Source organism: Microbacterium trichothecenolyticum, from assembly GCF_041938625.1.
GTDB lineage: Bacteria > Actinomycetota > Actinomycetes > Actinomycetales > Microbacteriaceae > Microbacterium > Microbacterium trichothecenolyticum_D.
In genome coordinates this window covers 1189866-1211981 of sequence record NZ_CP169427.1, presented here as the reverse complement: position 1 = coordinate 1211981, position 22116 = coordinate 1189866, and the positions used below count along the sequence as shown (strand labels likewise).

Here is a 22116-nt window from a genome sequence, read left to right as displayed (position 1 = left end):
CTGCGGGCGCCAGAGCGCCCTCCGCTCAACGACCGACCCCTGAGTCTCGCTCGTTGAGCGAGCTTGCGAGTCGAAACGCCGAGTCGATCGAGCAGTGAGGAGCGTCAGCTGCTCTTGCGCATCGCCCGAATCCCGACCGCGAGCCCCACCACCGCAAGCACGATCGCGGCGATCCAGCCCCACAGCACCTCGACCGCACCGAGGTCGCCCGCGAACAGCGCGCGCTCGGCCTGCACGACCCAGTTCACGGGGTTCACCGTCGACACCGCGCGCATCCACGCGGGCCCCTCATCCAACGGCAGCAGCATCCCCGAGAGGATCAGCAGCGGGAAGATCAGCGTCTGCTGCACGCCCCAGAAGAGCCACTCACGGTCTTTGGTCTTGAGCGCCAGCGTGTACGACAGCGACCCGAGGCCGACGCCGAACACGGCAAGCAGCGCGAGCCCGATCACGAGACCCGGCACGTTGATCGTGAACCCGAACGGCCACGCGATGAGCACGATGATGAGCGCCTGCACGACGATCGGCGCGATCTCCTTGAGTGCGCGTCCGACCAGCAGCGACGAGCGCGCCAGCGGCGCGACCAGCGTGCGCTCGTGCGAGCCCGTCATCATCTCGTACTGCAGGTTCGACCCCGTCGCACCGGTGCCGAACAGCACGATCATCACGAGCACGCCGGGGACGAACCACTGCAGCGTCTCCCCCACCGGTGCACCCGACGAGCCGACCAGCAGCGGTGCGAACAGCCCGAGGAACACCAGCGGCTGCACGAGGCTGAAGATCAACGTGAACGGATCGCGCACCACCGGCCTGAGCTCACGGGTCAGCACGTTCCACGTGTCGCGCGCCGGGTTCGCCCGCACCGCGGTGTCGGGCCGGGTCTCGATCTGAGTGCTCATCGCTGGACTCCTGTCGTCTCGCTCATCTGTGCAGGGGTGACGGATGCTGCGCCCTCCGCGTCCGTCGTGTTCTCTTCGGGTTCGCTCTCCCCTTCGCCGGCCTCGCGCAGCGTGCGGCCGGTGAGTGCGAGGAAAACGTCGTCGAGCGTGGGCGGCACACCGGTCGCGGTTTGCACCGTGAGCCCGGCCGCGTCGAGCGCGCGCACCGCGGCGGGCAGCAGCGCGTCGCCTTCCGGCACCGTGAGCACGACGGATGCCGCCTCCCTTCGCACCTCGCGATCGGTGAGCTGCTGAACCACGGCGACGGCGGCGGCAGCATCCGTCGCATCTGCGAAGCCGAACGTGAGCACGTCGCCCGCGAGCTCCGCCTTCAGCCGGGCCGCGGTGTCGTCGGCGATCACGCGCCCCCTGTCCATCACCATGACCCGTTCGGCGTAGCGGTCGGCCTCCTCGAGGTAGTGCGTCGTGAGGAAGACCGTCGTGCCGTACTGCGCGCGCAGGTCGATGATGTGCTGCCAGAGGTTGGCGCGGCTCTGCGGGTCGAGTCCGGTCGACGGCTCGTCGAGGAACAGGAGCGGCGGCGCGTGCATGAGGCCGAGGGCGACGTCGAGCCGGCGCTTCTGCCCACCCGAGAGCTGCTGCACCGACCGGGACGCGAAACCCGCGAGGTCGAGCGACTCGATCAGCTCGTCGGCGCGGGCGCGGGCAGCCGCCTTCGACATGCCGTAGAACGCGCCCTGGCTCAGCAGCTCGTCGCGGGCGCGCTGCGAGAAGCTGCCGCTCGTGAGCTGTCCGACGTACCCGATGCGGGCACGCACCTCGGCGGGCTGCTTCAGGATGTCGAACCCGACGACCCGCGCCGTGCCCGACGTCGGCGGGATCAGGGTGGTGAGCATGCGCAGACTGGTCGACTTGCCGGCGCCGTTGGGTCCGAGGAATGCGACGAGCTCGCCGCGCGCCACCTCGAACGCGAGGTCGGTGACGGCCTCGACGGTCTTGCCTTTCACGGTGAAGCGCTTGGTCAAACCCTGCGCTTGGATGATCGATTCGTTCGCCATGCCCCCAAGCTAGGAGTGGATGCGGACAGATCCTGTCCGCGATGCATGAGATTCTTGTCGCATGTCCGATACCACCACCCGAGCCCTCTCGCTCCTCAACCTGCTCCAGACGCACCGTCATTGGCCGGGTTCCGAGCTGGCCGAGCGGCTGGGCGTCACCGAGCGCACGGTGCGGCGCGACGTCGAGCGGCTGCGCGACCTCGGCTACCGGATCGAGTCGATCCCCGGGGCGGCGGGCGGCTACCGTCTCGAGGCCGGCAGCGCCGTGCCGCCGCTGCTGCTCACCGACGAAGAGGCGGTGGCGATGGCGATCGGGCTGCGGGTGGCAGCATCCCAGCGACTCGTGAGTGGTCCCGAGACGACCCTCACCGCGCTCGCGAAGCTCGAGCAGGTGCTGCCCGCTCCCCTGCGACGCCGCGTCGCCGCGCTGGCAGAGACGGTGCAGCCCGCGGGACTCAACGCGGGCGCCGCGGTGTCGGGCGAGGTGCTCGGCGAGCTGGCGCTGGCGACCCGCGACCACGAGCGCGTGCGCTTCATGTACACCGCGGCGTCGGGCGAGGTCACGCACCGCCGCGTCGAGCCGCACGCCCTCGCGCCCGCCGACCGCCACTGGTACCTGCTCTGCTGGGACCTCGAGAGGGACGACTGGCGCACCTTCCGGGTGGACAGATTGACGGATGTCGCGCACACGCGTGTGCTCTTCGAGCCAAGGCCGCTGACCCCCGAGCAGGTCGAGGAGTTCATCTTCGTCGCGCGGTCGTGGGTGCGGCAGGCCGTCGAGGCGGACGCGGTGATGGAGCTGCCGTTCGACGAGATGCGCGAGTACTTCGGCCAGTGGGGCCAAGGCGCGACGGCCGAGGATGCGACGCACACGCGGTGGCCGGTGGGCGGTTCGGACTTCCGCGAGACGATGTACGGCCTGACCTGGATCCCCGCGGGCGTCGAGTACACGACGGACCTCGCCTCGCCGGCGCGGGACGAGCTGCGCGAGACGCTGGAACGGATGCTGCGTGCCCTCGACGCCCCCGCCCCGCCCGTGCCGCCCGAGCGGGCGTCGGCGCGGGAGCGCCAGCTGCCGGCGTGACCCAGCTCGTCAAGAGCGGCAGCGCCCGCAGGAGTGTCTATGCGGTCCTGGCGCGTCTGAGTTCGTTCAGGAGGAGCCGGCGCTGCGTGGGGAGGAACCGCGGCGCCGAAAGGGACCGGGAGGTCGGCCTTTGTCGGCCAGCGAGTACGTTCGTCCCATGACCGACGACACCGCCGCCCTGCTCGCCCGCGTCGAAGCCGACGAGGCGGAAGTGGTGCTCCCCCGCTTCGATGTGACCGATGCCTGGGCTCTGGGCTCCCGCATGCGCGAGGAGGCGGCGGCTCTCGGATTGCCGATCGTGATCGGCATCACCCTCGGCGAAGCCCGGGTGTTCCACACGGCGCTCCCGGGTTCGAGCGCCGACAACGACGGCTGGCTCGACCGCAAGACCCGCGTCGCGCGCCGGTACGGCCGTTCGTCGTTCGGCGTGGGCCTGGCGTTCCGCGCGGCCGGCGGCGACTTCGACACCGACGGCCGCCTCGACACCACCCAGTACGCGGCGCACGGTGGAGTGTTCCCGATCACGATCGAGGGCGTCGGCGTCGTCGGAACCGTCGGCGTCTCGGGCCTCCCGCAGGCCGAGGACCATGCGTTCGTGGTCGAGCACCTGCGGGCTTGGCTCGCCGACACCTCGCGCGCCGACGCCTGACGCCCAGTCTGCACGCCTAAGGCCGCATCTTGCGCCCCTCCTGCAGGCTCCGCACCATTTCGGCAATCCGCAGCGGACGCTGCTCGGGACTGCGCCTGGTCGAGTCGATCCACTTCAGCCACGCGTTGCGGTAGAACTGCGCGAGGGAGTCGAAGAACGCCCCGGCATCCGGCGCAGCGTCGAGCGCCGCCGCGACGTCGGGGGCCAGGTCGCTCCGCTGCGGTCCTTCAGGTTCGAGCACGACCTCCACCTCGGAGCCGTCCTTCAGCGGTATCCGGGTCCACGTCGGCCCGAGCGCAATGGCGGGCCCGTCGTCGTGCTTTTCGACATTGCCCCGCATCGAACACCCTGCGACCGTGCCGCGCACCGGGTGGCGCGATTTCACGCCCCCACGCCTCGTCCGGATCGAACGGGATGGGCACGATGGTGCGTCCGCGTCGGTCGACCGCGACCACCGTGCGGAAACGTCGCTGAGTGCTCACGCCCGAAGCCTCGCACGCAGACCCGCGATCGAGAAGCCACACAGCCACGGATCCTCAGTCCCCGGATAACCGCGCCCTGAATCAGTTTCGCGCCCGCGCCCAGCATGAGCAGAAGACCCACCGACCCAGGAGCCGTTCATGCCCAAGCCTCTCGACATCCCCGTTCCCGACCTCACCGGCAAGCTCGCCCTCGTCACCGGCGCGAGCGACGGCGTCGGCCTCGAGATCGCCGCGCGTCTCGCGCGCGCCGGCGCCGACATCCTCATGCCCGTCCGCAACGCGCAGAAGGGCGAGGCGGCGGCAACCGAGATCCGCCGGCGAACGCCGGAGAGCAGTATCCGTGTCCTCCCTCTCGACCTCGCCTCGCTCGAGTCGATCGCCACCCTCACCGCGCAACTGAACGACGAGGGCCGCCCCATCGACCTCCTCATCGCGAACGCCGGCGTGATGACACCGCCGACCCGGCAACTCTCCGCTGACGGGTTCGAGCTGCAGCTCGCGACGAACCACCTCGGTCACTTCGCGCTCGTCGCGCAGCTGCTCCCGCTGCTCGTCGAGGCGAAGGCGCACGTCACCAGCCAGGTCAGCATCGCCGCCGATCAGGGCGCCGTGAACTGGGACGACCCCAACTGGGAGCGCGGCTACGACCCGATGAAGGCGTACAGCTCGTCGAAGATCGCGTTCGGCCTGTTCGCGATGCAGCTGCAGCGGAGATCGGATGCTGCGTCCTGGGGCATCCGCAGCACCCTCGCGCATCCGGGCGTCACGCCCACGAACCTGCTCGCCGCGCAGCCGGGCATGGGGCGGCCCACCGACACCACGGCGGTCACATTCATCCGGGCGATGTCGCGGCGCGGCCTCCTATTCGGCACTCCGGCGTCGGCGGCGCTCTCGGCGGTCTACGCGGCGACCAGCCCCGACGCCCGCGGCGGCCACCTCTACGGCCCGAAGGGCTTCCGCCGCCTCAGCGGACTCCCCGCCGAACAGCCGATGTACTCACGCCTGCAAAGCGAGACCGACGCCCGGCGCGTCTGGGAGCTCTCCGAGCAGCTCACCGGCGTGCGGGTCGCGCCTCTCGGTCGGTGAGCGGGCGAAGCGAGTCGGAACGCACCGGGCCCTGGTTGAGGAATGACGGATGCCGCAGACTCAGGTGATGGACAGAGCACAGCTGGCCGACTTCCTGCGTCGCCGCCGCGAAGCGCTGCAGCCCGAGGACGTCGGATTGCGCCGCGGGTCTCGGCGCCGCACTGCCGGGCTTCGGCGCGAGGAGGTCGCCGCGCTCTGCGACATGTCGACCGACTACTACAGCCGGCTCGAGCAGGCCCGCGGTCCGCAGCCGTCGGAGCAGATGCTCGCCGCGATCGCCCGCGGCCTCCGGCTCACGCTCGACGAGCGCGACCACCTGTTCCGCCTCGCCGGTCACACCGCGCCCGCCCGCGCCCTGCGCAGCGAGCACGTCTCGCCCGGCCTCATGCGCATCCTCGACCGGCTCGCCGACACACCCGCGCAGGTCATGACCGAACTCGGCGAGACGCTCGCCCAGACACCGGCAGCCCGCGCGCTGTTCGGCGACGAGACGCGCTTCGAGGGCTTCATGCGCAGCGTCGGCTACCGCTGGTTCGTCGACCCGTCGGCCCGCAACGTGTACCCCGCCGAAGACCATCCGGACCTCTCGCGCGCGTTCACCGCCGACATCCGTACCGCCTACGCGAAGTTCGGCGCGGATTCGCGTGCCGGCGCGATGGTCGCGGCGCTTCTGCAGGAGAGCCCGGAGTTCGCCGAGCTGTGGGCCGAGCACGAGGTGCGCTCGACCCACGCCCGCGAGAAGCGCCTGCAGCACCCCGAGGTCGGCGTGATGGACATGCAGTGCCAGTTCCTCATCGACCCCGAGCAGGGCCAGACCCTCCTCGTGCTCACCGCGACGCCCGGCACACCGAGCTCCGAGCGGCTGCAGCTGCTCTCGGTCATCGGCACGCAGGAGATCGCCGCCGGCCGCTGACCGCCCACGCCCACGCCCAGAGCGCCGCTCCTCTACTCTCGGCGTATGCGCTGCGTCGCCTTCATGCGAAACGTCAACCAGGGTCAGCGCGGCCATCCCTCCACCGCCGACATCGTGGCCGGCTTCGCCGATGCCGGATGCCACGAGGTTCAGACCTTCCAGAGCAACGGCACGATCCTGTTCGACTCCGACGAACCCGCCGAGGTCATCGCGAGCGCAGCCGAGGCGATCGCCGCTCGATCCGGCCACGAGCGCGACATCCTCTGGATCTCGCTCGCCGACCTCGTGGCCGTCGTCGACGAACACGGCGAGACACCCGACCCGCGCCGGCACGAGTTCACCCTCCACCGCGGCGGAACGGTCGACGCCGAGACGCCGGATGCAATCAGCCTCATGACGCGCGCCGGCTGCTCGATCGTCGACGCCGGTCCCGGCTGGGCCGTCGTTCGCAACGACGTCGACGGTCAGGGCAACGCCACCCCCGTGCTCGAGCGCCTCACCGGCGATCGGGCGACCTCCCGCGGGCTCCCGACGCTCCTCCGCCTGGTCGCGCGCTTCGGCTCCCCGTCCGCGTGAGTCAGTCGTCGAAGATCCCCACCGACTCCGACAGCCGCGTGACCTCGTCCGCGCTGAGCTCGAGGTTCGCCGCCTGAGCCGAGTCGATGATGGATGCTGCGCGCCGCGCTCCCGGGATCGGGATGACGTGCGAGCCCAGCGCCAGCTCCCACGCGAGCACGGCCTGCTGCGGGCTGACACCGTGCGCCTCGCCGACCTCGCGGAACGCCGAGAACCGGTCGCCGACTCGGCGCGCTCCTCCGCCGGTGCCACCGAGCGGGCTCCACGGCAGGAATGCGATGTCGCGCTCCCCGCAGAAGCGCAGCTCGTCGATGCTGCCCGGGTGCTTCGGCGAGAACTCGTTCTGCACGCTGGCGAGGTTGCCCTCGCCGAGCACGTCGATCGCGATCTGGATCTCTTCGACACTCGCGTTCGAGATGCCGACGGCGCGGATGAGGCCGTCGTCCTGCAGTGCCTTCAGCCCCGCGATGATGTCGCCGTAGACGAGCCAGCGGTCGGGGCGGTGGTACTGGTACAGCTCGATCTGGTCGACGCCGAGGATGTCGAGCGACTTCTCGACCGCCGAACGCAGGTACGCCTCCGAGCCGTCGCGACCCCAGACCTCTCCTTCGCTGCGGGTGATGCCGCCCTTCGTCGCGACGAAGATGCTCGACGCGTCGCCGTCCCAGGTGCGCACGGCTTCCGCGACGATGCGTTCGTTGTGCCCGACCTCGTCCCACGCCGGCGCGTAGATGTCGGCGGTGTCGATGAGCGTCACGCCGGCGTCGAGCGCGGCGTGCACAGTGGCCACCGCATCCTCGAACGACGGGTACACCTTGTCGTTGTTCATCGACAGCGGCATGGCGCCGAGCCCGATCGCCGAAACCTGTCGCCCCGCCAGCGTGCGCTGCTTCATCGCATCTCCTTCTCGCATCACCCCAGCCTGCCAGGATCGTGCGACACCAGGCAGGGACTGGACACCGAACAGCACGGGCGGATAGAGCGGAAGGCGGGGTCGCAGCATCCCATCCCTTCAGCTCTCGAGCGAGACGTCGCTCGCGTTCGCCTGCTGCGCCCGGGCGAGATCGATCACACCCCACACCGCCACAGCGCCGGCCGCCGCCAGCACCAGCAGCGACCACACCGGCGCACCCATCGCCTCGCCCAGGATCGTGATGCCGAGCACCACCGCCACGAAGGGATCGATGACCGTGAGCCCGCCGACGACGACTTCAGGGGAATTGACGGTGTGCGCCCGCTGGACCAGGTAGATCGACAGGCCGCCCGAGATCGCGATCCCGATGAGGCAGGCCAGGGTCAGCAGATTCGAGGAGTCGAAGCGGTAGTCCTGGTGGATGAGCACCGTCTGAACCCGCAGGATCACCGTCTTGCCGAGCGTCGCAACGAAACCCGAGAACACGCCGGCGGCGACCACGATCAGCACCGCGGGCACGGGGCGTCCGCGTGCCACGATGGCCAGGACCATCGCGACGCAGAGCACGACGACCAGTGCCACCAGGATGGCGACGAGCTGGCGGTCCTGGATCGTGCGCTGGGTGCTCACCATCGCGGCGACCGTGACGAACGCCGCCACCCCGACGACGCTGGTCGCGATGGCACGCATCTCTTTCGCGGACGGCCTTCGGTGCGTCGCGCGGGCCGTGAGCAGTGACGCGAAGACGAGTGCCACGACCCCGACGGGTTGCACCACGATGAGCGGTGCGAATGTGAGGCTCGCCAGCTGGAGCAGAACCGCCGCCCCGATCAGCAGCGCGCCGATCACCCAGGGACCGTTGCGCAGCAGAGCGAAGAACTGCTTCGCCCCGAAGGATTCGACGACGCCCCGTCGCACGCCGCGCGCCTGCATCATGTTGCCGAGCGCCAGCGCGCCCGCCGACGCGACGGCCAGGACGATGCCGAGCAGGGGGAACGACGTGATCGTCGATGGCATCCGTCCCCCTCTCGGCGGTGGTGCTCACGCTACAGCGGCCGCGCAGGAGGACGGGTTCGCGCAACTGTGCCGATGCCCGCGAGTGATCTCCTCAGCCGAGCGCCCGCGCGATCGCGGCAATGGCTGCCGGGCCGACGCGACAGCATCCACCGATGAAATGTGCGCCCGCCTCGGCCCATGCCGTCGTGAGCGCCAGGTCGAACTCCGGGTCGCCGACCCACCGGCGTGCAGTGCCATCCCACGTCTCGCCCGAATTGGGGTACGCGATCCCAGGCTTGCCGCTTGCGGCCGTCGCGGACCGCACCGCCGGCAGCACATCGCCGGGCGCGCAGCAGTTCACACCCACGGCCACGATGGAATCATGGCCGGCGGCGAGCGCGAAGGCCTCGACGGCGGGGGCGCCGTCGCGCAGCCGGTCGCCTGAGACCGTGCACGACAGCCAGGCGGGAACCGCGAACTCGTCGGCGAGGTCCACCAGCACCGCGACCTCGTCGAGATCCGGGATCGTCTCGAACGCGAGCAGATCGGGCCCCGCGCTCGCGAGCAGTTCCATCCGTGGGGCGTGGAAGTCGCGCAGCGCAGCGCGGCTCAGCCCGTACCGGCCGCGGTACTCCGATCCGTCGGCGAGCACGGCTCCATACGGACCGACGGATGCCGCCACCAGACGCACCACGTCGTCACCGGCTGACTCGACGACCTCGTCGCGCACCTCGCGGGCGATCGTCACGCTCCGCGTGATGAGGTCCTCCGCTTCGGCACGAGTCAGGCCGTTGCGTTCGAACCCGGCGACACTCGCCTGGTAGCCGGCGGTCGTGGCGACCTGCGCGCCCGCGTCGAAGTAGGCACGATGCACCGCAGCAACCTCACCGGGCGCGTCCCGCAACAGGCGGGCGGTCCACAGTTCGTCGGTGAGATCGTGGCCGCGTTCGGCGAGCGCGTTCGACAGGCCACCGTCGAGCACGACCACGGGAGATGTCGTCGGGGTCATCACCGGGACATCATCTCGGATCGGGTCGGGTCCGCGGCCCGAGACTCGACGAGATACGTCGACGACGGAAAGGTCGCGTCGAGGGCGGCTTCGAGATCTGCGAGGAGGTCGGAGGTCTCCTCGATGCCGACCGAAAGGCGGAGGTGGCCGAACGTGCGGAAGGGCAGCGGGTAGGTGGCCACGCGACCGCCCTCGGTCCCGGTGTGCACGATCAGCGAGTCGTCGTGCCCGAGCGAGAAGCCCGACGTGATGAGCCGGAGGTTGGCGACGAACCGGTTCTGCGTGTCGGGATCGCCGGCGACGGCGAAGGCGATCATGCCGCCGTAGCCGCGACCCCCGAATTGCCGCGTGGCCAGTTCGTGTTCCGGATGGGAAGGGAGGCCCGGGTAGTAGACGTACTCCACCCGTGAGTCGTTCTCGAGGAACTCGGCGACGGCCTGCGCCGAGGCCAGGTGCTGCCTGAGCCGCAGCGGGAGGGTCACCGAGCCGCGGTGGATCTGCCAGGCGTTGAAGGGTGAGATCACTCCGCCGACGTCGACCATGGCGTCAGCCTTGATCGGCTCGATGAGTTCGCGCGAGCCGATGACGGCCCCGCCCATGGCGTCACCGTGGCCGTTGATGTACTTCGTCAGGGAGTGGACGACGAGATCGGCGCCGTCGTCGAGGGGGCGGTAGAACGGCGGCGGCGTGAAGGTCGAGTCCACCATCAAGATCGCACCGGCGGCATGGGTGATCTCCGCGATCGCGGCGACGTCCGCCACTTTCGTGGTGGGGTTCGCGATGGCCTCGATGCAGACGAGCCGGGTGTGAGGGCGGAACGCGGCGCGCAGGGCGTCGAGGTCGCCCACGTCGACGAACGTCGCCTCGATGCCGTATCGCTGCGGCAGGAGTTCGTTCCACAGCCGCCAGGTCGCCTCATAGGTGATGTCGCTGACGATCACGTGGTCGCCGACGCGGACGTGCGTGAAGAAGACGGCGTGCAGGGCGGCGACACCGGACGCGAGCGCGACGGCGTCTTCGCCTCCGTCGAGCGCTGCGAGCTTGTCCTGCAGGCCGGCCTGATTGACGCCCGTGTTGCGCGTGTACAGCCCCGGCGCGGTGGCGGACCAGCTGATGTCGCTCGGGTCGTCGGGAAGCTCGTAGGAGTTCGCCATCACCAGCGGTGTGCGGAGCGCCTTCGTGGAGTCGAGGCGATTGCCGCCGTGCACGGCGAGGCTGAGGTCTGACAGGGTCTCGACCCGGCGGCGGTCCGGTCGTGGCGACATCGCGTTCCTACTTTCCTGTGAGAAGACGGGTTGCTGTTCGGCGTCGGCCGCGAAACGGCGCCCCGAACCTAAGGTACTGTGTGTCATTAACACTTGCAATTGCCAATCATGCACGGAGACATGATGACCGCATCGCACCTGGACGACATCGACCAGCAGCTGCTCGCAGCGTTGACCGCGGACGCGAGGCTGCCGATGGTCGCGCTGGCAAGCAAGGTGCATCTGTCACGCAATGCGGTGCGGCAGCGCATCGAGCGCATGGAGCGCGATGGCGTCATCGCCGGCTACACGGTCGTCAGGGGCACCGCGTCGCGGCCGCGCGTGACCGCGTTGGTGATGGTCTACCGCGTCGACCGGATGCGAGACGATCGGGTGATCGCCGCGTTGCGCGGCATCCCGGAGGTCGCTCGCTGCGACGTGCTGTCGGGTGCGTACGACCTCTTCGTGACGCTGGAAGCCGACTCGATGGATCGCGTCGGCCAGATCTGGGAGCAGATCGCCGCGCTGCCGGGCGTGGCCGACACCGTCACCGCGGTCTCGCTGTCGACGGCGATCGACCGGCGGTGACGCTGCCGCACGGGAGTCCGGGCGGCAGCGCCTACTGAGCCAAGAGCTCGGCGACCTCTTCCCGAGACAACGCGGTGTGCTGCGCCACCGCGTCGGCGATGGGCATGCCGGTCCGGAGAGCGTACTGGGCCGCATGGGCGGCCGCCTCGTAGCCGATCGACGGCACGAGGGCCGTCACGGCGCCGACGGACGATGCCGCATACCGTGCGAGAACGGTGTCGTCGGCTTCGATGCCCTCGACGCAGAACCGTCGCAAGGCCGAGACACCGTTAGTCACCCAGGAGATCGACTGCAGGAGCGAGTGCGCCATGATCGGCTCGAACGCGTTCAGCTGCAGCTGACCACTCTCGGCCGCGACGCCGATCGTCACGTCGGCGCCCATGACTGCGAAAGCGATCTGGTTCATCACTTCGGGGATGACCGGGTTCACCTTGCCCGGCATGATCGAGGATCCGGCTTGGCGGGCCGGCAGGCGGATCTCGCCGAGACCTGCCTGCGGACCGCTGGCGAGCAGCCGGAGATCGTTGCTGATCTTCGAGAGTTTGATCGCGGTGCGGCGGAGCACGGCCGAGGACTGCAGGAGGGCGCTGACGTCCCAGTTGGCTTCGAACAGGTGCGCCGCCGGGGTCATCGGAAGGCGGGAGCGCTCGCGGAGCCGTTCCAGAGCGATATCCCGGTATCCGGCCGGAGCGGTCACGCCGGTGCCGACGGCGGTGCCACCGAGGCTGCATTCCAGCAACAGCGGCACGGTGTCGCCGATGCGCACCACGTCCTCGCGGATGGCGACGGCGAACGCGGCGAACTCGTCGCCGAGCGTCATGGGCACGGCGTCCTGCAGTTGGGTCCGGCCGATCTTGACGATGGAGCGGAACGCGGCGCCTCGCTCCTCGAACGCACGGGCGAGCTCCTCCAGGGCCGGCACGAGCCGCAGAAGCCCATTCGCCACGGCGATCTTGACCGCGGTCGGGTACACGTCGTTGGTCGACTGGCTCCGGTTCACGTCGTTGATCGGGTGCACGACGTCATAGCGGCCCCGCGGCAGCCCCAGATGTTCGAGGGCGGCGTTCGCGATGACCTCGTTGGCGTTCATATTCGTGCTGGTACCCGCACCGCCCTGGAGGACGTCGACGCAGAACTGGTCGTGCAGCTCGCCGTCCCGCACCCGCCGGCAGGCGAAGGCGATGGCTTCCGTCACGCCCGCCGGCAGAAGCCCGAGCTCGCCGTTGGCGGCGGCAGCAGCATCCTTCACCGTGACAAGGGCGCGGACGAGATCGGGATGCTGCGAGATCGGCGTGGTGCTGATCGTGAAGTTCTCCCGGGCGCGGGCCGTGTGGATGCCCCAGTAGGCCTCGGCCGGCACCTCCAGCTCGCCGAGCGAATCGCGCTCGAGCCGCGTTGCGACCGTGCTCATGCGTTGATGCAGATGACCTTGGGCTGGGTCATCTCCTCGTACGCGAATCGCACGCCCTCGCGGCCCATGCTGCCGTACTTCGCGCCGCCGAACGGCATGCTGTCGACACGGTAATCGGAGGAGTCGTTGATCATCACTCCCCCGGCCTCGAGCTGCTCCGAGACGCGCAGCGCCCGGGTGATGTCACGGGTGAAGGTGGCGGCGTGCAGCGCGTAGTCGATCTCGTTCGCCTGCGCGATCGCCTGCTCCTCCGTCTCGAAAGGCGACAGCACGACCACCGGCGCGAACGCCTCGTCAGCCCAGAGCTCGCAGGAGAACGGCACTCCCTCGACGACGGTCGGCCAGTACACGGCGCCTTCCCGGCGGTGCCCCGCCAGCACGCGGCCCCCTGCCGCCACCGCGTCGTCGACGAGCCGCTCGGCGGCTTCCGCAGACGCGACGGAGATCATCGGCCCGACGTCGGTGGCCTCGTCGCGCGGGTCACCCGCGTTGAGGGCGATCGTCTGCGCGGCGAAGCGATCGCGGAACTCTTCGTACACCGCACTCTGCACGAGGATGCGCTGCGCACCCACGCAGTTCTGCCCGGCTGCCCAGAACGCGCCGGACACGCAGGCCTCGACCGCAGCGGGAATGTCGGCGTCCGAGAACACGATGACCGGAGCGTTCCCACCCAGTTCCATCGCGAGCTTCTTGAGACCGGCGTTGCGGGCGATCGCCTCACCCGTGGCGAACCCTCCGGTGAACGACACCATCCGCACCTCGCGGGCGGAGACGAGCGCCTGCGCCAGTTCACGGTCGCCGTGCACGACCGTGATGATCTCATCGGGCAGGCCCGCGTCGATGAGCAGGTCGACCAGGAACCGCGCGGTCAGCGGGGTCAGCTGCGACGGCTTGAGCACGACCGAGTTGCCACCGGCGATGGCCGGACCCAGCTTGTGGGCGACCAGGTTCAGCGCATCGTTGTAGGGGGTGATGGCGACGACGATGCCCAGCGGCTCGCGGGTGAACCACCCGCGCCTGTTCTCCGAGCCTTCGAATGCGTCGAACGGGACGACCTCGCCCGAATCGGAGCGGGCCGCGTCCGCCGACAGCGAGAGCGTCATGACCGCACGGGCGACCTCTTTCCGCGCCTGACGGACGGTCTTCCCCGCCTCCCGCACGATGAGGTCGGCGGCCGCCTCGGCGCGCTCCCCCAGCAGCGTGGACGCACGCTCGAGGATCTTGTGCCGCGAGAACCGCGACAGCGACCGCGACAGCCGGAACCCGGTGCGGGCGCGCCCGAGGATCTGCTCGAGCTGGGCGGGTCCGTTCTGCGGGACGGCGCCGATCACCCGTCCATCGAACGGATCCGTGACGACCAGGTCCGGATACCCGAAGCCGATGGTCTGCGTGTTCTCCACGATGCTCACCGGACGGCCTCGGCGCGAGCACGCTGGTGCGCGTCGATCGCGATGATGTCGGACAGCAGCGCGTAGGCGGTCTCGACGCGCCCCGCACCGGGTCCCGAGACGGTCACGGTGCCGAGGAGATCGGTGTCGAACGAGACCGCGTTCGTCGGGCCACTCACGCTGGCGAGCGGGTGGGTGAGCGGCAGCGCCACCGGCTCGACCTTGGCGGTGACCGTTCCGGCGGCGTCGCGGAACGCCAATCCGATCAGCTTGTAGCGCTTGCCCTGCGCGGCGGCCTCGATGATGTCGGCAGCGGAGACCTCGGAGATCCCCCGCCGGGTGACGTCGGCCGTGGTGATGTCGGCACCGAGGAGTTCGTTGGCCAGGATCACGACCTTCAGCTGCACATCGGAACCTTCGATGTCGGCGGTCGGGTCCGCCTCGGCGTAACCGAGCGCCTGAGCCTCCGCGACGGCGGCGTCCAGCGTCATGCCCGACTCCATCTGACCGAGCACGTAGTTGCTGGTGCCGTTGAGGATGCCTTCGACCGCACTGATGCGCAGACCCTTGAGCGTCTCGGACGCGAACCGCAGGATGGGGGTCCCGCTGACCACCGATCCCTCGTACTGGAAGGTGACACCGTTCGCGGCCGCGAGGCGGTTCAGCTCGTGCCCGCCCAGGGCGATCGGTCCCTTGTTCGTCGTGGTCACGCTCTTGCCGCTCTCCAGCGCGGCGCGCACGTGGGAGATCCCCGGCTCGCCGTCGATCGGATTGGTGAAGGTGGCCTCCACGACGATGTCGGCCGTGCTGTTGCGGATCACGTAATCGTTCTGCGGCGCCGCCGTTCCGCCCGGCTTGCCTGCGAAGGTCTCGCCGTCCGACATCGCGAACACGTCGGCCAGGTCGATGCCTTCGGCCTGCATCAGCGACCCCAGCCGGAGGTCGGTGATGGCGACGACGCGCAGTGTGAAGCCGAGGTCGTCGGCGAGTTCGTCGCCGCGGTCGAGGATGATCTGCGCCAGCGCACGGTTGACGCCGCCGAAGCCGATCAGCGCGATGTCATGACGGTCCACGTCGGGCTCCTTCAAGAGGTTCGGGAAGAGGTTCGACTCAGCATCGCCGGCAGTCGCGTCAGTGCGCGCCTGCCAGATCGCCCATGCGGGATGTCAAACTGCACGCCCCGCGGAGGGTCTGTCGGAGCCGCGGTCGCGGTCCGCGGATTTCCGTGGGTCTCTTGTGCTGCGGTCTCCGCGGCAGGTAACGTGCCCGACACATTGTGCGTGCACCATAGACACATTGTTGTGATGATGTGGCACAGACCCACACCCGTTTCCTCACCTCGGATGCGAGAACCCATGAAACCGATGTCCAAAGAGCGTGCGCTTCCGAACGCTCTCCCCCACACCACGGCGACGCAGGTGCCGCTGCGCCGGCTGCAGCGTTCCATGGACGCGCGCCACCTGATCATGATCGCCCTCGGCGGCGTGATCGGGTCCGGGCTCTTCCTGAGCTCGGGCTACACCATCAGCCAGGCCGGCCCCCTGGGCGCGATCATCGCGTACCTCATCGGGGCGTTCGTCGTCTGGCTGGTGATGGCCTGCCTCGGCGAACTGGCTCTGGCCTATCCCGTCTCGGGCGCGTTCCACATCTACGCGGCCCGCTCCATCGGTCCCGCAACCGGCTTCACCACCGCGTGGCTCTACTGGCTGTGCTGGGTCGTCGCGCTCGGGTCGGAGTTCACGGCATCCGGCATCCTGATGCAGCGCTGGTTCCCCGGTGTCGACGTCTGGGTCTGGTGCCTGATCTTCGCCCTGGGGCTCTTCAGCATCAACGCCATCTCGGCGCGGGTCTTCGGTGAGACCGAGTTCTGGTTCTCACTGATCAAGGTGGTCGCCATCGTCGCGCTCATCGTGTTCGGCGGCATGGCGATCTTCGGTTTCACCCCGCTCTCGAGCGAACACCCCGCTGCGCCCCTGTTCAGCAACTTCGTCACCCCCGAAGGTCTGTTCCCGAACGGCGTCGCGGGCGTCGTCGTCACCGCCCTCGCCGTCTTCTACGCGTTCAGCGGCTCGGAGCTGATCGGCGTCGCCGCCGGCGAGACCAAGGACCCCGGCAAGAACATCCCCAAGGCGATCCGCTCGACCGTCTTCCGCCTGCTGATCCTGTTCGTCGGGTCGATCACGGTGATCGCCGCGCTCCTTCCCTACGAGGACGCGGGCCTCACCAGCAGCCCGTTCGTGGACGTGTTCGAGTACGTCGGCATCCCGTACGCCGCCGACATCATGAACTTCGTCATCATCACCGCGCTGCTCTCCGCCGGCAACAGCGGCCTGTTCTCCTGCGCGCGCATGCTCTTCTCGCTCGCCGAGGAAGGCCACGCCCCGCGGGTGCTGCAGCGCCTCACCCGCCGCGGCATCCCGCTGGTCGCCCTCACCGTCAGCCTCGGACTCGGCCTGGTGTCGCTGATCTCGAGCGTGATCGCCCCGCAGACCGTCTATCTCGTGCTGGTGTCGATCGCGGGATTCGCCGTGGTCGCGGTGTGGATGTCGATCGTCGCGTCGCAGTTCTTCCACCGCCGCCGGTTCGTGCGCGAAGGCGGCGACGTCTCGGCACTGCCCTACCGCACACCGCTCTACCCCGCGCTGCCGATCCTCGCGTTCGTGCTCCTGCTGATCTCGCTCGTCGCCATCGCGTTCGACCCGAATCAGGTCGCCGCCCTGTACTTCGGAGTTCCGTTCGTCGGCCTCTGCTACCTGTACTTCTGGTGGCGCTACGGACGCCGCGGCGCGCGCCAGGTCGTCGCGGTGTCGGAGGAAGCCCCCGTCGACGAGGCGGACGACCCTGTCGCGGAAGAACCGGTCCGCCGGCCCCGCGCCTGAATACGGAAGACGGATGCTGCGCCCATGAGCACGTCGCCTGCTTGGGTCGAGATCGACGCCGGTGCGATCGCTGACAATCTCGACCTCGTCCGTGGCGAGCTCGGAGCCACGACACGGCTGTGCGGGGTGGTGAAGGCCGATGCCTACGGACACGGCATGTCGGTGGTGCTTCCGATCCTGATGGCGTCGGGCGTCGACGTCATCGGGGTCACCTCCAACACGGAGGCCGACGAGGCACGCCGATGCGGCTTCGGCGGACGCATCATCCGGCTGAGGGCGGCGCTGCGGGAAGAGATCGAGGAGGGTGGCCCCCTCGATATCGAAGAGTGGGTGGGCGGCGGCGATCACGCGCGTGTCGTGATCGCTGCCGCCCGCTCGCTCGGGCGTCCTCTCCGCATCCACCTCTCCCTCAATTCCACGGGACTCAGTCGCGACGGAATGGACTGGGACGACCCGCAGTCGCCGCCTCACCTTCGTCGCATCGCGTCGAGCCCCGAGCTCACCGTCGTCGGAGTCTGCTCGCACTTCCCGTGCGAGGACGCTGATGACGTGATCGCCGGCGCCCGCACCTTCCGGGATCAGGCCGGCGCGGCGGAGCGTCTGCTGGGCGCACCTCGCGGGCTCCTGGAGAAGCACTGCGCCACGTCCTACGCGGCGTTGAGCGTCCCCGACTCACGCATGGACATGGTCCGGATCGGTGCCGCGCTCTACGGGGACACCTCGGCTGCACTCCCCGGTCTGCGTCCAGCCATGCGCCTCGTCTCCCGCATCGCGGCCATCAACCCGTACCCGGCCGGCAGCACCGTCGGGTACGACCGAGCCGGACGGCTCGACCGCGCCGGCCGGCTGGCCGTCGTGCCTCTCGGGTACGCCGACGGCTATCCGCGCGCGCTCGGCGGCCGCGGGAGCGTGCTCGTTCGCGGCGCAGTCGCGCCGGTGGTCGACCGCCTCGCGATGAACAGTCTGATCGTCGACGTCACCCACGTGCCCGCGGCCCGCGCCGGAGACGAAGTGGTACTTTACGGACGGCAGGGATCGGCACAGATCCACTCGGCCGACATCGAGCGGGCGAGCGGCACCATCGCCGCCGCCGCGTACACCGCGTGGGGTCGGCTGAACCCGCGGGTCGTCGTCAACGTGCCGGTCTCCGAGCCGACTCCCACTCCGTGACACACGGCGACCCCGACGGCCCAGAAAGCACGAACCATGAGCGCTCCCTCCTCGCTGCTGCAGGGCATCGCGCTGCTCGACGCGGCCGTCGCCCAGGAGCGATCCGGGCGCCAGGGCCACAACGCGTCCCGCCTTTCGGAGGCGACGGGGATCGAACGCAGCCGCGTCTCGCGTCTGACCCGGGAACTGCTCGACCTGGGATATCTCGAGCGGGACGACACCGCGGTCTTCAGCGCAGGTGATGAGTACTTCCGTGCCGCCGGCGCGCTGAGCCGCCCATGGCTGCGCGCAGCTCGGGAGGACCTGCGCGTCCTCGCCTCCCGGCTGAGCGTCTCGGCCCAGCTGATGGCGGCCGAGGGACCGGGCGCGATCCTGCTGCGGTCCGAGAAGGGTCCCGGGGTGTCGGCCGACTACCTTCGCCCCGGCATCGTGACCCCGATCTGGTGCACGGGTCCCGGCAGGGCACTGCTCTGGGACCACACCCGTGAAGAGCTGCAGGTCCTCCTCGACGACGTCCAGTTCGTCGGCGTCGGCGGTCCCGGTGCGGCACGATCGGTCGACGAGCTCCACCGGCTGCTCGAACGGGACCGGGAGCGCGGGATGGTGAACGCGCACGAGGAGTACGTCGAAGGCGTGCAGGAGTACGCACTGCCGATCCGCGATAGCCGGGGCATCGTGGCATCCATCGGCGTCAGCGGCGGGGCGCTCTCGGCGCGCCGTGCGCGCGAAGCGCAGGGCGCGCTTCTCGATGCCCACGCGCATCTGACCCGACTCGTCCGGGAGCCCTGACGCGGCGCGGGTTCAGCTGATGCGCGCGGCAGCGGCCCCCAGCGCCACGGAGAGTCGGTGCGCGGCGTCGACGCACGCCGCCCCCAGAGCCGCCGACCTCGGCTCGAGCCTGTGGCGCTCTCCGACGATCTGCAGACCCGCGATGACCTCGCCCCGGAAATCCCAGACGGGCGCCGACACCGAGTACAGCCCCGGTTCGGCCTCCTCCGCCACGATCGCGTAGCCCCTGGTCCGCGCCCCGGCGAGCCGCGCCAGGAACTCGTCGACCGACGTGGCGGCGTTCGGGCCGGTGCTTCGGAACTCGGTGCGGCTGAACACCCCGCGGATCTCGTCGTCCGAGGCATCCCACAGCACCGCCTGACCTGCGTCACTGCAGAACGCCGGGTAGGCCCGGCCGATCCAGGAGCCGATCATGCGTGCCGCGGCGGGCACGCTCTCGACGACGGTGACCGTCGCGTCACCCTCGAGGACACCGAGGAAGCATGCCTCCCCGATGGTCGCGGAGAGGTCGTCGAGGATCGTCAGACCCTCACTGCGCAGACGCCGGTCGACGAGTTGCTCCGCGGTCGCATACCAGCCCCACGCCAGGCGGTAGCGCCCGTCCGGACCCCGCGTCACGAGCCGCTCGGCCGCGAGCGCGGCGAGTGTGCGCGAGATCTGCGAGCGGTCGCGCTGCAGCTCGCGGGCGATGTCCTGAACGGACGCACCGTGCGCACCCGACGCCGACAGCTGCGCGACGCAGGACAGCACCTCGATCCCTCGGCCCATGCTGGTGCGCTCGGGAACGAGATCCTCACGAAGCGACACAAGGAGAGGATATCCAGCGGATCTGCGGTGCGTCGCCGAGAAGGGCGATCCGGCCGCGACCGTGCGGGGAGTGCGCGGCGCCGTGGAGGGCCTCCCCCGTCAGCGAGGCCCACCACGGCACGCCCGCCGGTCGTCAGGAGGCGGGAACCAGCACGCGGTCGATCGTGTGGATCACGCCGTTGGTGGCGGGGATATTGATCGCCCAGACCACCAGCCGCGGGTCGCTGAGCGCGGGAGTCTCGTCGCGCAGCTTGATGCCGCGCGGCTCGACGACGCCTCCGTTGGCCATCTTGAGCGAGCCCGCGGTGAGGACCTTGATGAAGCCGAGCTTCTGGCCCGCGACCACGTGGTAGAGCAGGATGTTCGAGATCTGCTCACCGGTGAACGTCGACGTGATGGCCGCCAGTGCGTCGGCCTCGCTGGCCGGCGTTGTGCCGGTGAGGTCGGTCACGAGCCGCAGGAACGCGCGGTCGTTCGGCGCGAAGACCGTGTAGGTCTGGCTCGCGTCCGCGAGCGCGCCGTTCAGGCCGGTGGCGACCAGCGCTTGGACGAGGATGTCGTAGTCCCACGGGTTGTCGTCGGGGGTTCCGCCGCCGGAGGCGGCGACCGCGACGTCGACGACCGTGCCCGTCGGGGCGGAGCCCCCGTGGGCTTGCGCGGGCGTGGCCGTCAGGACGAGCGCCAGCGCGGCGACGGCCGCGACGGCGAGGCGAGACTTCTTCATGGTTCCGATCTCCTTCGATGCGATGCCCGGCACGGTCCGAACGGAGGGTGCCAGAGAGGTATTCGCCCGCAACCGCGGAGTTGGATGCAGCAGCCGAAAGTTCGTCCTCAATCCGGACCCGGCCGGCCCCGGGGCGGACCTCTCCCGCACGCCCGAGCCGCGCGCGGTCAGCTGAAGTCGAGCTGCCCGCGCACGATCGAGTCGCCGGAGTGGGCGGGGTCGCCGTCGCGCGGCTCCTGCGAGACGTCGACGAGCACGAAGTCGCGCAGGTCGACGTCTGCGGGAACAATGAACGTCCCCTTCTTGCCGTCGAGCTCGCCGAGGCTCACGAGGTCGGAGGCATCCGCGGTGATCAGCCAGACCTCGCGGAACCCGTCGCTCTCGTCGAAATCGTCGATGCTCACCGTGAGGGCGCGCTCCCCGTCCGGCTGTTCGGTCACCTCGGCCGTCCCGACCGCGCCGGGGTGGTCCGGGAAGGCGTCGAGGGTCGCCGACGCGATCTCGACCGGCTGCGTCGTACGGACGAGGTTCCACACGCCGGCGATCGCCAGCACCGCAGCGATGCTCGCGGCCAGGGCGAACAGCATCCGTCCCGTCCGCCTCTTGCGGCCCGGTTCCGGCTGGCTCTCCGCGACAGCCGGTGGAGAGACAACGGAAGCATCGGCAGGGATCACGGATGCTGCGGCCTCCGGCTGCGACCGGACCTCGTCCAGGATGCGATCCCAGACGCGCTCCGGCGGCGTCTCGAGCTCGCCCAGGCTCACGGTGGACCGTCCGACCGCGACCGTGTGCTCGAGCTCTGCCAGCTCGAGCGAGCAGACGTCGCACGTCGTGAGGTGGGCGGTCTCCGCCTCCGTCAGCGTCTCTCCGACGGCGACCAGCGCAAGGCGCTCGGGGTCAAGATGCGACATGCGGCACCTCCAATCGGTCGCGCAGGCGGGTGAGACTTCGGCGGATGTGACTCTTCACGGTACCCAGCGGCATGTCGAGACGCGTGGCGATCTGCTGGTGGGTGAGGTCGTCGTAGAACGCGAGCCGCACCACACGCTGAGCGTCGGGCTCGAGGCGCTCGATCTCGTCGGCGAGCAGCAGGCGGTCTCCGAGGTCGATGCCGGACGAGCTCGGGTCGTCGGCGATGGCGAACCGCTGCAGCTTCTCCTGCAGCTCGCGCACGCGCCGGCGCGCATCGAGGGTGTCGGCGATGCGACGACGGGTGATCGTGACGAGCCAGGTCGACAGGCGCCCCTTCGCCGGATCGTACGAGGCGCGCGATGTCCACGCCGAGACGAACGTCTTCTGCGTCACGTCTTCGGCATCGCCTCTGTCGCCGAGGACCCGCAGCGCGAGGGTGAACACGATCGGCGACCAGCGGCGGTAGATCTGCTCGAGGGCGCGCTCGTCGCCGGCGGCGAAGCGGCCGCACAGCTCGCGCTCTTCCTCGTCGTCCACGC

Annotated in this window: 23 protein-coding genes; 9 read left to right on the top strand and 14 right to left on the bottom strand. The window is 69.9% G+C overall.

What is annotated here, in order from left to right; all coding sequences use genetic code 11:
• Positions 1-104 precede the first annotated feature (104 nt).
• Together ACEYYH_RS05445 and ACEYYH_RS05440 are read right to left on the bottom strand one after the other, a co-directional pair.
• The gene (locus ACEYYH_RS05445) at positions 105-899 is read right to left on the bottom strand and encodes an ABC transporter permease (protein ID WP_374977244.1); all 795 of its coding nucleotides are present in this window, start codon (positions 897-899) and stop codon (positions 105-107) included.
• Positions 896-1957 carry an ATP-binding cassette domain-containing protein gene (locus ACEYYH_RS05440; RefSeq protein WP_374977243.1) on the bottom strand — a complete coding sequence of 354 codons (1062 nt, stop codon included), beginning with the start codon at positions 1955-1957 and terminating at the stop codon, positions 896-898. Before ACEYYH_RS05440 ends, ACEYYH_RS05445 begins: the two co-directional genes overlap by 4 nt.
• 61 nt (positions 1958-2018) lie before the next feature.
• On the opposite strand from ACEYYH_RS05440, the gene ACEYYH_RS05435 reads away from it, so the two are divergent.
• Entirely contained in the window at positions 2019-3041 is a 1023-nt protein-coding gene (locus tag ACEYYH_RS05435; RefSeq protein ID WP_374977242.1) for a helix-turn-helix transcriptional regulator, read from the top strand.
• A 157-nt stretch (positions 3042-3198) separates the two neighbouring features.
• Positions 3199-3690, top strand: a complete 492-nt coding sequence (locus ACEYYH_RS05430) for a heme-degrading domain-containing protein (RefSeq protein ID WP_374977241.1) — start codon at positions 3199-3201, stop codon at positions 3688-3690.
• 16 nt (positions 3691-3706) lie between these two features.
• Here the strand turns inward: ACEYYH_RS05430 and ACEYYH_RS05425 are convergent, their stop codons facing one another.
• Positions 3707-4030 (bottom strand): YdeI/OmpD-associated family protein, encoded by a 324-nt coding sequence (locus tag ACEYYH_RS05425; protein ID WP_374977240.1) that lies wholly within the window; start codon positions 4028-4030, stop codon positions 3707-3709.
• Positions 4031-4310: 280 nt separating this feature from the next.
• Between ACEYYH_RS05425 and ACEYYH_RS05420 the strand changes: the two genes are divergently transcribed.
• From ACEYYH_RS05420 to ACEYYH_RS05410, 3 genes are all read left to right on the top strand, one after another.
• On the top strand, positions 4311-5258 hold the full coding sequence (locus tag ACEYYH_RS05420; RefSeq protein ID WP_374977239.1) for an SDR family oxidoreductase: 948 nt from the start codon (positions 4311-4313) through the stop codon (positions 5256-5258).
• Positions 5259-5325: 67 nt separating this feature from the next.
• The gene (locus ACEYYH_RS05415; protein WP_374977238.1) at positions 5326-6171 is read left to right on the top strand and encodes a helix-turn-helix transcriptional regulator; all 846 of its coding nucleotides are present in this window, start codon (positions 5326-5328) and stop codon (positions 6169-6171) included.
• A gap of 45 nt (positions 6172-6216) precedes the next feature.
• The gene (locus tag ACEYYH_RS05410) at positions 6217-6747 is read left to right on the top strand and encodes a DUF1697 domain-containing protein (protein ID WP_374977237.1); all 531 of its coding nucleotides are present in this window, start codon (positions 6217-6219) and stop codon (positions 6745-6747) included.
• Between the two features lies 1 nt (position 6748).
• On the opposite strand, the gene ACEYYH_RS05405 is transcribed toward ACEYYH_RS05410, so the two are convergent.
• The 4 genes from ACEYYH_RS05405 to ACEYYH_RS05390 all read right to left on the bottom strand — a co-directional run bounded on the left by ACEYYH_RS05405 (position 6749) and on the right by ACEYYH_RS05390 (position 10930).
• Positions 6749-7642 carry an aldo/keto reductase gene (locus ACEYYH_RS05405; protein ID WP_374977236.1) on the bottom strand — a complete coding sequence of 298 codons (894 nt, stop codon included), beginning with the start codon at positions 7640-7642 and terminating at the stop codon, positions 6749-6751.
• Between the two features lie 117 nt (positions 7643-7759).
• Complete coding sequence (locus ACEYYH_RS05400) at positions 7760-8677, bottom strand: DMT family transporter (protein WP_374977235.1); 918 nt, start codon at positions 8675-8677, stop codon at positions 7760-7762.
• A 91-nt stretch (positions 8678-8768) separates the two neighbouring features.
• On the bottom strand, positions 8769-9665 hold the full coding sequence (gene mmuM, locus ACEYYH_RS05395; protein WP_374977234.1) for a homocysteine S-methyltransferase: 897 nt from the start codon (positions 9663-9665) through the stop codon (positions 8769-8771).
• On the bottom strand, positions 9665-10930 hold the full coding sequence (locus ACEYYH_RS05390) for a trans-sulfuration enzyme family protein (RefSeq protein ID WP_374977233.1): 1266 nt from the start codon (positions 10928-10930) through the stop codon (positions 9665-9667). The genes mmuM and ACEYYH_RS05390 overlap by 1 nt, the downstream gene beginning before the upstream one ends.
• A 123-nt stretch (positions 10931-11053) precedes the next feature.
• On the opposite strand from ACEYYH_RS05390, the gene ACEYYH_RS05385 reads away from it, so the two are divergent.
• On the top strand, positions 11054-11497 hold the full coding sequence (locus ACEYYH_RS05385; protein WP_374977232.1) for an Lrp/AsnC family transcriptional regulator: 444 nt from the start codon (positions 11054-11056) through the stop codon (positions 11495-11497).
• Between the two features lie 31 nt (positions 11498-11528).
• Here the strand turns inward: ACEYYH_RS05385 and ACEYYH_RS05380 are convergent, their stop codons facing one another.
• Genes ACEYYH_RS05380 through ACEYYH_RS05370 form a run of 3 tightly spaced genes read right to left on the bottom strand, consistent with a single transcriptional unit; the run spans position 11529 to position 15369 of the window.
• Positions 11529-12908 carry an aspartate ammonia-lyase gene (locus tag ACEYYH_RS05380; protein WP_374977231.1) on the bottom strand — a complete coding sequence of 460 codons (1380 nt, stop codon included), beginning with the start codon at positions 12906-12908 and terminating at the stop codon, positions 11529-11531.
• On the bottom strand, positions 12905-14317 hold the full coding sequence (locus ACEYYH_RS05375; protein ID WP_374977230.1) for an aldehyde dehydrogenase family protein: 1413 nt from the start codon (positions 14315-14317) through the stop codon (positions 12905-12907). Before ACEYYH_RS05375 ends, ACEYYH_RS05380 begins: the two co-directional genes overlap by 4 nt.
• Complete coding sequence (locus ACEYYH_RS05370; protein ID WP_374977229.1) at positions 14314-15369, bottom strand: homoserine dehydrogenase; 1056 nt, start codon at positions 15367-15369, stop codon at positions 14314-14316. Before ACEYYH_RS05370 ends, ACEYYH_RS05375 begins: the two co-directional genes overlap by 4 nt.
• Positions 15370-15660: 291 nt before the next feature.
• Between ACEYYH_RS05370 and ACEYYH_RS05365 the strand changes: the two genes are divergently transcribed.
• Genes ACEYYH_RS05365 through ACEYYH_RS05355 form a run of 3 tightly spaced genes read left to right on the top strand, consistent with a single transcriptional unit; the run spans position 15661 to position 19134 of the window.
• Positions 15661-17175 (top strand): amino acid permease, encoded by a 1515-nt coding sequence (locus ACEYYH_RS05365; RefSeq protein WP_374977228.1) that lies wholly within the window; start codon positions 15661-15663, stop codon positions 17173-17175.
• A gap of 24 nt (positions 17176-17199) precedes the next feature.
• On the top strand, positions 17200-18345 hold the full coding sequence (gene alr / locus ACEYYH_RS05360; protein WP_374977227.1) for an alanine racemase: 1146 nt from the start codon (positions 17200-17202) through the stop codon (positions 18343-18345).
• Between the two features lie 36 nt (positions 18346-18381).
• Complete coding sequence (locus ACEYYH_RS05355; RefSeq protein WP_374977226.1) at positions 18382-19134, top strand: IclR family transcriptional regulator; 753 nt, start codon at positions 18382-18384, stop codon at positions 19132-19134.
• A 12-nt stretch (positions 19135-19146) separates the two neighbouring features.
• Here ACEYYH_RS05355 and ACEYYH_RS05350 read toward each other — a convergent pair whose 3' ends face one another.
• The 4 genes from ACEYYH_RS05350 to ACEYYH_RS05335 all read right to left on the bottom strand — a co-directional run bounded on the left by ACEYYH_RS05350 (position 19147) and on the right by ACEYYH_RS05335 (position 22114).
• Positions 19147-19941, bottom strand: a complete 795-nt coding sequence (locus ACEYYH_RS05350) for an IclR family transcriptional regulator (RefSeq protein ID WP_374977225.1) — start codon at positions 19939-19941, stop codon at positions 19147-19149.
• Positions 19942-20074: 133 nt separating this feature from the next.
• On the bottom strand, positions 20075-20665 hold the full coding sequence (locus ACEYYH_RS05345; protein WP_374977224.1) for a fasciclin domain-containing protein: 591 nt from the start codon (positions 20663-20665) through the stop codon (positions 20075-20077).
• Positions 20666-20832: 167 nt separating this feature from the next.
• Positions 20833-21576 (bottom strand): anti-sigma factor, encoded by a 744-nt coding sequence (locus tag ACEYYH_RS05340; RefSeq protein WP_374977223.1) that lies wholly within the window; start codon positions 21574-21576, stop codon positions 20833-20835.
• Positions 21563-22114 carry an RNA polymerase sigma factor gene (locus ACEYYH_RS05335; protein WP_374977222.1) on the bottom strand — a complete coding sequence of 184 codons (552 nt, stop codon included), beginning with the start codon at positions 22112-22114 and terminating at the stop codon, positions 21563-21565. Before ACEYYH_RS05335 ends, ACEYYH_RS05340 begins: the two co-directional genes overlap by 14 nt.
• Positions 22115-22116 lie beyond the last annotated feature (2 nt).